The 10747-nt window shown below is 66.5% G+C and carries 8 protein-coding genes; all 8 read right to left on the minus strand.

The window, feature by feature from the left end; all coding sequences use genetic code 11:
• Positions 1–6: 6 nt before the first annotated feature.
• Positions 7–660, minus strand: coding sequence for a 3-oxoacid CoA-transferase subunit B (locus AC3QL2_RS23940; protein WP_493234954.1), 654 nt, complete (start codon positions 658–660; stop codon positions 7–9).
• A gap of 1 nt (position 661) precedes the next feature.
• Positions 662–1321 (minus strand): acetate CoA-transferase subunit alpha, encoded by a 660-nt coding sequence (gene atoD, locus AC3QL2_RS23945; protein WP_493234952.1) that lies wholly within the window; start codon positions 1319–1321, stop codon positions 662–664.
• A 19-nt stretch (positions 1322–1340) separates the two neighbouring features.
• Positions 1341–2978, minus strand: coding sequence for a 3-(methylthio)propionyl-CoA ligase (locus AC3QL2_RS23950; RefSeq protein ID WP_493234951.1), 1638 nt, complete (start codon positions 2976–2978; stop codon positions 1341–1343).
• A gap of 46 nt (positions 2979–3024) precedes the next feature.
• The gene (locus AC3QL2_RS23955; RefSeq protein ID WP_493234950.1) at positions 3025–4029 is read right to left on the minus strand and encodes a YeiH family protein; all 1005 of its coding nucleotides are present in this window, start codon (positions 4027–4029) and stop codon (positions 3025–3027) included.
• Positions 4030–4063: 34 nt separating this feature from the next.
• Positions 4064–6463 carry an efflux RND transporter permease subunit gene (locus tag AC3QL2_RS23960; protein WP_493234949.1) on the minus strand — a complete coding sequence of 800 codons (2400 nt, stop codon included), beginning with the start codon at positions 6461–6463 and terminating at the stop codon, positions 4064–4066.
• Between the two features lie 19 nt (positions 6464–6482).
• Entirely contained in the window at positions 6483–7556 is a 1074-nt protein-coding gene (locus tag AC3QL2_RS23965) for a WD40/YVTN/BNR-like repeat-containing protein (protein ID WP_493234947.1), read from the minus strand.
• 80 nt (positions 7557–7636) lie between these two features.
• Entirely contained in the window at positions 7637–8980 is a 1344-nt protein-coding gene (locus tag AC3QL2_RS23970) for a DUF1329 domain-containing protein (protein ID WP_493234946.1), read from the minus strand.
• 13 nt (positions 8981–8993) lie between these two features.
• Positions 8994–10736, minus strand: a complete 1743-nt coding sequence (locus AC3QL2_RS23975) for a DUF1302 domain-containing protein (RefSeq protein WP_493234944.1) — start codon at positions 10734–10736, stop codon at positions 8994–8996.
• Between the last annotated feature and the right edge of the window lie 11 nt (positions 10737–10747).

The raw sequence follows: 10747 nt of genomic DNA on the forward strand, positions 1-10747 counted from the left end.
GACGACTCAGCGCGCCGCGGCCATTTCACAAAGGCTGTCGGAGATCAGGAAGCGCGCGCCGGTCTTGTGCCGGACCGTCTCCAGATCGACGCCGGGCGCCAGTTCCCGCAGCACGAATTCCCCGTGGGAAATGCCGAAGACGGCCAACTCGGTCACCACCAGGGACACGCGCCCCTTGGCGGTGAGCGGCAGGTCGCAGCGCTCCAGCAGACGCGGTTCGCCGGTCTTGGTGCAATGTTCCATCGCCACGATGACCTTCTTTGCGCCGGCCAGCAGGTCCATCGCGCCGCCCATACCGGGGATCATCTTGCCGGGCACCATCCAGTTGGCGAGGTTGCCGTCCTCGTCCACCTGCAGGCCGCCGAGCACCGTCACGTCCACGTGACCACCGCGGATCAGCGCGAAGGAGGTCACGCTGTCGAATACCGCTGCGCCCGGCACCAGGCCGCAGGGCTGGCCGCCGGCGTTCACTTCGCCCGGACGCGGCTCGCCTTCCAGGGCGCCCATGCCGAGGAAACCGTTTTCCGACTGCAGCGTGATGTGCACATCCTTCGGCAGGAAGCGCGGCACCAACGTCGGCAAGCCGATACCGAGATTCACCACATAACCTTCCTTCAGCTCCTTCGCCACGCGGCGGGCGATACGTTCCTTTGCATCCATGTCAGGCCCCCTTCCGGCTCACGACGATCCGGTCCACCAGCGCGGCCGGCGTCATCACGTCATCCGGGTCGATGCTGCCGGTCTCCACCAGCTCATCCACTTCGGCAATCACCAGGTCGGCGGCGAAGGCCATCACCGGATTGAAGTTGCGGGCGGCGCGCTCATAGATGAGGTTGCCGGCCCGGTCGGCCTTGCTTGCCTTGAGAATGGCCACGTCGGCGCGCAGCGGCAGTTCGAGGAGATACTCCCGCCCCCCGACAGCCAGCTTGGTCTTGCCCTCCTCCACCACGGTGCCAACACCGGTCGGCGTCAGCACGCCGCCGAGGCCGGAGCCACCGCAACGGATGCGCTCGGCCAGGGTGCCCTGGGGCACCAGCTCCACCTCCATCTCGCCGTCCATCATCTTGCGGCCGGTGACGGGGTTGGTCCCGATGTGGGAGACGATCACCTTGCTGACCTGCCCGCTGGAAATCAGCGGCCCCACGCCTGTGGTCGGCGAGGCGGTGTCGTTGCCGATCAGGGTCAGCTCACCGATACCCTGCCTCGCCAGCAGGGAAACGATGCCGCCGGGGGTACCGACGGCAAAGAAGCCGCCGACCATGATGCTCATGCCGTCACGGAATAAAGGGCCGACCTCGTCCCAATCCATCAACTTGTTCAACTTGGATCTCCTCGGGCGATCAGGCGGGAAAGCGGTAGTCGCGGAACATCTGGCGCAGGGCCATCTTCTGCAGCTTGCCGGTCGCGGTGTGGGGCATCTCTTCGATGAACACCACATCGTCCGGCAGCCACCACTTGGCCACCTGGCCCTCCAGGTACTGCAGCACGTCGTCCTTGTTGATCAGCGGGCAATCGGGCTTGCGCACGATGATCAGCAGCGGCCGCTCCTGCCACTTGGGATGGGCGATGCCGATCACCGCCGCTTCGGCCACGCCGGGCATGCCGACCGCGGCATTCTCCAGGTCGATGGACGAGATCCACTCGCCGCCCGACTTGATCACGTCCTTGGCCCTGTCGGTGATGTGCATGTAGCCGTCCAGGTCGATGGTGGCGATGTCGCCGGTGTCGAAGAAGCCCTCGTCGTCCAGGATCGAGCCACCCTCGTCGTGGAAATAGGCATTGGCGATCCACGGGCCACGCACCTTGAGATGGCCGGCCGTAGTGCCATCGTGGGGCAGGCGGTTGCCGTCCTCGTCGGTGAGCTTCAGCTCCACGCCATACACGCCCCGCCCCTGCTTCACCTGCAGGTCCAGGCGCTGTTCGAGGCTGGCCCGTTTGTGCTTGGGGAGCAGGTTGCAGATGGTCCCTATCGGCGACATCTCGGTCATCCCCCAGGCGTGCACCACGAAGGCACCCATCAGGGTCTCGAAGGCTTCGCACATGGAGCGCGGCGCCGACGAGCCGCCGATGACGACCCGGCGCAACACCAGCTCGCGCTTCGGATCGGTGGCGTTGCGCTCGGCGTGCTGCAACAGCATCTGCCAGACCGTCGGCACGCCCAGCGCGAGAGTCACGCCCTCGTCGCGGATCAGCTCGTAGAGGCTCTTGCCGTCCATCGCCGGGCCGGGCAACACCAGCTTGGCGCCGCACATGGCGCCGGCGTAGGGCATGCCCCAGGCGTTCACGTGGAACATCGGCACCACCACCAGCGCGCTCTCGGCGGCGGCCAGGCCCAAACCATCCACGCTGCAGGCCAGGAAGGCGTGCAGCACCGACGAGCGATGGCTGTACAGCACGCCCTTCGGGTTGCCGGTGGTGCCCGAGGTGTAGCACAGGGACGAAGCCTCCCGCTCGTCGAACTCCGGCCAGCGGTATTGCGCCGGCTCGCGGCCAATCAGGTCTTCGTAGCAGATCAGGCCGGGAATGTCGGCGGTGGGCATGTTGGCCCGGTCGGTCATCGCGATGAAGGCCTTCACGCTCTTCATGCGTGGGGCGAGCTTTTCAATCAGCGCGGTGAAGCTCACGTCGAAGAAGATGTACTGGTCTTCGGCGTGGTTGGCGATGTACTCGATCTGCTCCGGGAACAGGCGCGGGTTGATGGTGTGCAGCACGGCGCCCGTGCCGGACACGCCGAAATACAGTTCCATGTGCCGGTAACCGTTCCAGGCCAGCGTGCCGACCGGGTCGCCAGGCTGTACGCCCAAGGTCTGCATGGCGTTGGCCACCTGCATCGCGCGGCGGCGGATGTCCGCGTAGGTGCAACGGTGGATCGGCCCCTCGAGCGTGCGGGACACGATCTCGGCGTGGGGGTGAAAAGCCGCCGCATGTTCGATCAGCGACGAAATCAGCAATGGACGGTCCTGCATCAGGCCAAACATGTCGGGTCTCCTCGGGTATTGTCGTTTTTTCGATTGGGGCGCCGGCTCAGCGCAGTACGGTGACGCCGGCGAGGATCAGCGCGGCCAGGAACAGGGTTTCGGCCACCAGCATGAACACCGGCCGCCAGCCCAGCCGCGCCAGCTGTTGAAAGGACGTCTTGACGCCGAGCGCGGCGATCGCCACCACCAGGCACCAGCGAGACAGGTCGCTCAGCCCGTGGGCCACGGAGGCAGGCAGCCAACCCAGGCTGTTCAGCGCCATCAGCGCCATGAAGCCGACCAGGAAACCGGGCAGCACCGGCGGCCGGGCGCCGGCATCACCGCCCTGGGCGCGGAACATCAGCCCGAAGCAGGCTACGACCGGCATCAGCGTAGCGACCCGCAGCAGCTTGACGAAGGTCGCGCTGTCGCCGACCTGCGGCGAGATAAGGTAGCCCGCGGCCACCACCTGGGCCACGTCGTGGATGGTGCCGCCGAGGAAGATCGCCGCACCGTGGGCATCCAGGCCGCAGATCTTGACCACGCTCGGATAGACGATCATCGCCATCGTGGACAAGGTGGTCACACCGACGACGGTAAAGAGCGTGAAGCGCTGGTTCTCATCGTTGCGCGGCAGCACCGCGGCGATGGCCAGGGCGGCGGACGCGCCGCAGATCGCCACCGCGCCGCCGGTCAGCAGCCCCTCGACGACCGGGCGCTTGAGCAGGCGGCCGAGCATGGCGCCGAACAGGATGGTGCCCACCACGCCCGACACCACCAGAACCACCGGCGCGAAACCGAGGGCGGTGATCTGTTCGAGGGTGATCCGTGCCCCCAGCAGGGCGACGCCGAAGCGCAACACGCTGCGCGATGCGAAGTCGATCCCCGCTTTCACCTTAGGACCTTCCGCCGCGAAGTTGAAGGCCATGCCGAAGAACAACGCGTAGAGCAGCTGCGGGCCGCCCTGGTGTTCGGCCACGAAGCTGGCGGCCATGGCGATGGTGGCCGCGGTGAGCAGGCCCGGCCCCCAGGCCGGCCAGGTCGTCATCCGCAGGGAAGAAAGTGCTTGCATGTCGGATTCTCCGATTACTGTGTTGAGGATCGGCTCAGGCCGGCTTGCGCAGCAGGAAGTGGGACAGCGCGGGAATCAGGACCAGCGCGCCGACCATGTTCCACACGAACATGAAGGTCAGCAGGATGCCCATGTCGCCCTGGAACTTGATCGGCGACCAGGCCCAGGTCACCACCCCAGCGGCCAGCGTGACGCCGACCAGCGCGACGACCTTGCCGGTGAATTGCAGCGCACGCCGGTAAGCCACTGCCAGCGATGCGCCGGCCCGCTGCTGGGCGAGCTGGATACTCAGCAGGTAGAGGGCGTAATCGACGCCGATGCCCACCCCAAGGGCGATAACCGGCAGCGTGGCGACCTTCACCCCGATGCCCAGCATCACCATCAGCGCCTCGCAGAGGATGGAGGTCACCGCCAGCGGCAGGATCGCCACCACCGTCGCGCGCCAGCTGCGGAAGGTGATCAGGCACAGCCCGCTGACCGCGCCATACACGTAGAGCAGCATCGTGCGGTTGGCGTCGCGCACCACGCTGTTGGTGGCCGCCTCGATGCCGGCACTGCCGGCGGCCAGCAGGAACTGGCGGTCAGGCGTGCTGTGTTCGGCGGCAAAGCGGTCGGCCGCGGCGGCGATCCGGTCGAGGGTGTCGGCGCGATGGTCGGTGAGATAGGCGATCACCGGCATCACCGAGCAATCGTTGTTGAACAGGTCCGGGTTATTGGTCGAGGCCTGCTGGGCACCGTAATTGAGCACGTCCTGGTTGCGGGCCAGGGTCAGCCACTTGGGATTGCCTTCGTAGGAGCCGGCTGTGATCTGGCGGATCGCGTCACCAAGGAAGACCGTGGTCTGCACCCCCGGCAGCTGCCGCAGCTCCCAGGCCAGGCGGTCTGCCTCGACCTGGGTCTGGTACTTGAGGCAGCCTTCGGCCGCGGTCTTCACGATCACCGCGAACTGATCGCTGGACAACGCGTAATGGGACGTGACGTAGGCGTTGTCACGGTTGTAGCGGGAGTCCGCGCGGAGCTCGGGGGCACCGGCCTCCAGGTCGCCAATCTTCAGGTTATGGCTCACCGCGAAGCCCACCGCGGTCAGCACGGCGGAGACGAGGATCGTCGGCAAGGCCCAGCGCCTTTCGGTGAAGTGGCCCAGCCAGCCCCATACGCCGCGCTGCGCCGCCGCGGCATCGACGCTGCTCAGGCTGCGCTCGGCGGCACGGGCGCTGACGCCGGTGTAGGACAGCAGCACCGGCAGCAGGATCAGATTGGTGAAGATCAGCACCGCCACGCCGATGCTGGCGGTGATGGCCAGGTCCTTGATCACCGGAATGTCGATCACCACCAGCACCGCGAAGCCCACAGCGTCGGCCAGCAGCGCGGTGATGCCGGCCAGGAACAGGCGGCGGAAGGTGAAGCGCGCCGCCACCAGCTTGTGCGTGCCGCGGCCGATGTCCTGCATGATGCCGTTCATCTTCTGGGCGCCATGGGAAACCCCGATCGCAAAGATCAGGAAGGGCACCAGCACCGAGAACGGGTCAAGCTCGAAGCCGAAGGCCGACACCAGGCCCAGCTGCCAGACGACCGCCGCCATCGAGCAGGCCACCACCAGCGCCGTGCTGCGGGTGCAACGGGTATAGGCGTAGATCACGACGATGGCGATCAGCGCGGCGATGGCGAAATAGGTCATCACCTGGGCCAGCCCGTCGATGAGATCGCCGACCAGCTTGGCGAAGCCGATGATGTGGATGCGCACCGGTGTGCCGGGCGCGTTCTCGAACCTGGCGCGGATGCCGTCCTCCAGCGTCCGCGACAGGGCGCGGTAGTCGATTGCCTGCCCGGTCGCCGGGTCCTTGTCGAGCAAGGGCACGAAGATCATGCTCGACTTGTAGTCGGCGCCGACGAAGCGGCCAACGATCCCGGCGCGGGCGATGTTCAGACGCAGCTGCGCGGTGGCCTTGGGCGAGCCGTCGTAGGATTCGGGCATCACCGGCCCGCCCTGGAAGCCCTCCTCGGTCACCTCGTTCCAGCGCACCGACGGGGCCCACAAGGACTTGACCCAGGCACGGTCGACGCCCGGCGTCAGGAACAGCTCGTCATTGATCTGCTTGAGTGCCTCCTGGTACCTGGCGTCGAAGATGTCGCCGCTGGGGTTTTCGACGACCACCCGCAGCGCGTTACCGAGGCCGCGCAGCTCCTTGCGGTTCTCGAGATAGTTCTGGATGTAGGGATGGCTCTGCGGAATCATCTTCTCGAAGCTGGCGTTGAAGCTCAGTTTCGAAAACGCGATGACGGCCAGCGCCAGCGTCGCCAGGCCGCACAGCACCACGACGGCCAGACGGTTGTTGAAGATCAGGCGCTCGAGGGGATTGCCCGAGCGTGGGTCGAAGTCCCCGAGGGACTGCACGACCGGGGCCTGATCCAGAGTATGGCTCGAAGCGGCCATGGTGGGGTTCTCCTTCCTTTTAGCGCAGGGCTTCGGCGCGCACGCCGCGGGCACCCGCGATCACGACCGTGTCGCTGCCTACCGCCAGAACGGCGGAAGCCGGCGCGGCCTGGATGAGCTTGAGGGGCGAGAAATGCTCGCCGGCGTCCTTGCTGACCAGCACTTGGCCGGACTGGCTGACCACCAACAGCCCCCGCGGCCCGAAGGCCGCGGCCCCCGTGAGGCCGTCCTGTACGCCGCTGTCCACCTTGGCCCAGCTCCGGCCGCCGTCCGCGCTGCGGTAGGCATTGCCGCGCAGCCCAAAGACCAGCACCTTGTCGTCGTTGCCGGTGACACCGAAATACGTTCCCTTGTACGGTGTCTCGAGCGCCCGGAAGCGGCTTGCCTGGGCATCGAACTTGAGCACCAGGCCCTGCTCGCCCACCGCATACACGTCGCTGCCGATGCCGCGCAGCGCATACAGATGCAGACGGTTCGGGTTGTCGGTACGGTCGAACCAGGGCTCCCAGCTCTTGCCGCCATCGGTGGTGCGGAAGATCAGGTTGAAGGCACCGACGATGAAACCGTTGCGCTCATCGCTGAACCACACGTCGAGGAAGGGGTTCTCGGCCCCCTGCCCGGCAATGCGCTTGACGTCGTCCAGCAGACGGTCAACCTGCTCTCCGCTGCCGAGGGCACCTCTTTCGGCCAAGCGGACGTAGTGGGCCTGCATCAGTTGCCCGGCTCGGTGGCCATCCAGCTGTAGCGTCCAGGTCGCGCCAGCGTCCGCGCTATGGAGGACCACGCCGTCGTGGCCCACCGCCCAGCCCTGTTTCGCACTCGGAAAACAGACCGCAACGAGGTCCGAGCTGACCGGCACGGCGGCCTGGCGCCAGCTCTTGCCACCGTCGTCGGAGAGGACGATGTGGCCGCGCTGGCCGACGGCGACGATCCGCTCGCCAGCCCGGGCGAGACCGTTCAACAGGGATTTGGCCGCCAGCGGCGAGGCCTTGGCCGGCACAGCGGCAACATCGGAATAGCCGCCGGCGAACGCCGCCAGGGGCAATGCCAGGGCCAGGGCGGTGATTACGGGGCGAAGAGCGGACTTGAACATGGCGCGTCCTAACGAAACTTGATCCGGGCGTTGAGGTGGGACGGGGACGCCGGGTGGCGCGCCCCGTCCCTGCAGAGGGCTTAGCGCACGCCGGCACCAGCCAGCACGTCGGGCGACCACTCGCGCTCGCTCTGCGGCTTGAGGTAGCGCACGCCGCCGTTCTCGGCCGAATAGCCGGTCAGGGAATAGCTCCCGGCGATCAGGTCGTAGTTGCCGTTGAGGTCGGCGAACGGAGCCGGCACTTCGTAGCTCGGGGCGATGTAGGCGAAGCCGGCGCGATACAGCTGGCCGCGGGCGTCGTACTCGTCGGAGGCGACGGCAACCCAGCTGTCCTCGTCGAGGTAGAAGGTCCGCTTGCTATACACGTGGCGCTTGCCGTCCCGCAGGCTCGCTTCGACGACCCACACGCGGTGCATTTCCCAGCGCACCAGATCCGGGTTCAGGTGGTTCGGCTTGAGCAGGTCCGCCTGGGTGGAGTGGTAGGCCATCTTGTAGGCGTTGTACGGGACCAGCATCTCCTTCTTGCCCACGAGCTTGAAGTCGTAACGCTCCATCGATCCGTTGAAGACGAAGGTGTCGTCGAAGGTCGTGGCCCCCGAGGTGCCGGGGTTCGGCGTGTCGTGGGCGAGGTCCGGCGCCACTTTCACGCGGCGCTGGCCGGGCAGGTACAGCCAGGCGCGACGCCCTTTGTCGGTGTAGTCGAGCGGATCGATGATCAGCATGCCCTCCCCGGCGCGCCGGGCCGGGCCGGTGTAGGAGATGCGCTGCTTGTAATAGACGTCGGAGTTCGCCTTGCTCTCGTCCCAGTACGGGTACTCCTGCAGGATCGAGCCCTCGGTGGACAGGGCCGGGCGACCGGCGGCATCGACGCTCAGGTTGCGGTACTTGACCTCGTAGGCGACGCCGTTGAAGCGCACCAGGTGGTTCCACATCGCCTCGAAGCCGTTCTTCGGAATCGGGAACGGGAAGCCGGCATGACAGCCTTCCATCGAGCGGCCGCCGGCGCTTGTCTTGGCGCTCACCGCACAGGCTGCGGTGTTGTCGGTGACGAACTTCGGGAAGGCGGCAGTACGATGGGACTTGTACACATCGATGCGGTAGCTCGGGTACTTCTTCATCAGCGCCTTGCTGCCTTCGGTCAGGTTGGCCGCGTACTTGGCCATGCTGGAGGCGTCCACCGAGTAGAGGGGCTTTTCATTGGCGAAGGGATCGGGGCGCAGGCCGCTGCCGGCCTTGTAACCCGCCTGGGCGCCGGTCAGGCCGCCGGTGTAGTCCGGGATGGCGCCGCTGCCGGCCTTTTCGGCGCCGACGGCGGTCAACGTGGTGCCAAGCTTTTTCGCTTCTTCTGCGCTCACGCCGGCATGGGTGGTGCCGGCCACCAGGGCACCAAGCACGGCCACGGTCAGGGGGGTGTGGATTTTCATGCTGTGTCTCCTCTTAGAATGTGGTCTTGAACGTCAGGCTGACGAAGTTGCGGTCCTGCAACAGCGTGGTGAAGCCGTTGATGGCCGTGACTGCGGTGCCGTTGTCCTTGTACTGCCCGAAATAAGCGATGTATTTCAGGTCCACGCGGTACTTCTGCTGGATGTCGGCCCCCAGGCCGATGCTGTAGTTGCCGTTGCCCTCATTGCCGCCGAACATCGTCGCGGCGTTGCCGTGCAGGCCCACCGAGTAGGAGACCGGTGCGGACAAATCGATGCCCGGCAGCACCTGGTACCAGGTCGGGGTGAAGGCCACGGCGGCGCCGACATAGTCCTTGGTGACGCAACCGTCCCATTTGTCCTTGCCGACGCACGGCGCGAAGCCTTCCGCGTTGAACAGGCTTTCCCCGCTGCGGACCTTGCGCCAGCGGCTCCAGGTCATTTCCGCTGCCCAGTTGGCGGTGTCGAAGAGGCTGGTCTTTGGCAGCACGCCCATCAGGTTCGCCAGGCCGTGCCAGGTGTCGCCGCGCGGGCCGCTTGTCTCGCCGCGATCCGGCACGCCGGTGGGCGATACGCCGAGCAGCTGGGCGACCAGCGGGGTGTTGCGGCGGTAGGACACTTCACTGCCAAAGCTCAGGCCGCCGATGTTCTTCGCGAAACTCATGCCGAACAGGTCGATGCCACCGGCGTACACCAGGTTGTAGGTGCTGCCATTGAGCAGCGGCTTGCCGGCGACCAGGTTGCGCTGGGTGACCAGGGCCTGGGGCAGCTTGTCGGCATAGCGGCGGTAGTAAAAACCCAGCGTGCCGTCCAGGACCTCCGGCGACCAGCGGGCCGACAGGCCGAATTCCCCATTGTTGCGGGGCACGACTTCATGGCCGCGGGTGTAGCCGAGCAGCGCACCGGCGTACGGGCCGTAGGCCGCGCTGTTGGGAATCTGCCCTGCGACGACCCGGTCCGGACCGTTGAAGGCGAAGTCCACCGGGCCGAGGTAGGTGCCGCCTTCCGGATAGCGATAGGCCTCCCATTGCAGGAAGTACTGCCCCGCCACCGAGAGGGTGTCGGTCAGCTGCGCCTGGCCGGAAATCTGGTTGAGCGGGCGGAACAGCTCCTTGGCCTCAACGCCGGGCGTCGCGAAGCCCTTCTGCAGATCCAGGGGCATCTGGGCGTAGGACACGCTGTGCAGCGCGCCGTTGAGGAACATCGACTCGCCCCAGAACACCGTGTGCCGGCCGGCCTTCAGCTTGACCGGCACGTTGCCGGCATCGAAGGCGCCGAACACGAAGGCATCCAGTAGCTCGCCGGACGGCCCCCGGTAGTAGCGCTTCACATAGCTGCTGTAGCGGTTGTTGATGTAGCTGGGCGTGGCAGCGAGCGCCGGGTTGCCGGGATTGGAATGGTCCATCGTCCCGTAAGCCGGGTCGTACCAGGCCGCGGCGCTGATGCGGAAGCCCGTGTCGCGCTTCCAGACCATGTCCAGCTCGGACAACAAATCGAGCCGCTTGGTGACCAGGTCACCTTTGTCGAAGCTGTAAGTGCCTTCGTCGGCGGCGTAATAGTTGCCGATCTTGCTGTCCCGGCCGGCGACGCGCTGGGCCAGGTTGTAGCGCACGGTGTTGTCCCAGCGCAGCTGCACGTCCGGGTTGCCGGTGTCGATTTCCACCGCCTCGGCACCGCCGGCCAGCAGCGCCAGCGCGGCCCCAACGGCCGCCGGGCAGGCGCGCCGGGCTTTCTCTCGGTTGGCTGTTGTGTATTGCATGTCTCGCCCCT

This window comes from Zoogloea sp. GW822-FHT05C07 (genome assembly GCF_058800215.1).

What these genes read in the sequence shown, in the direction of transcription:
- AC3QL2_RS23970 (WP_493234946.1), bottom strand. Translation starts at nt 8,980, where the DNA reads ATGAAAATCCACACCCCCCTGACCGTGGCCGTGCTTGGTGCCCTGGTG.
- AC3QL2_RS23965 (WP_493234947.1), bottom strand. Translation starts at nt 7,556, where the DNA reads ATGTTCAAGTCCGCTCTTCGCCCCGTAATCACCGCCCTGGCCCTGGCA.
- AC3QL2_RS23955 (WP_493234950.1), bottom strand. Translation starts at nt 4,029, where the DNA reads ATGCAAGCACTTTCTTCCCTGCGGATGACGACCTGGCCGGCCTGGGGG.
- AC3QL2_RS23975 (WP_493234944.1), bottom strand. Translation starts at nt 10,736, where the DNA reads ATGCAATACACAACAGCCAACCGAGAGAAAGCCCGGCGCGCCTGCCCG.
- AC3QL2_RS23950 (WP_493234951.1), bottom strand. Translation starts at nt 2,978, where the DNA reads ATGTTTGGCCTGATGCAGGACCGTCCATTGCTGATTTCGTCGCTGATC.
- AC3QL2_RS23940 (WP_493234954.1), bottom strand. Translation starts at nt 660, where the DNA reads ATGGATGCAAAGGAACGTATCGCCCGCCGCGTGGCGAAGGAGCTGAAG.
- AC3QL2_RS23960 (WP_493234949.1), bottom strand. Translation starts at nt 6,463, where the DNA reads ATGGCCGCTTCGAGCCATACTCTGGATCAGGCCCCGGTCGTGCAGTCC.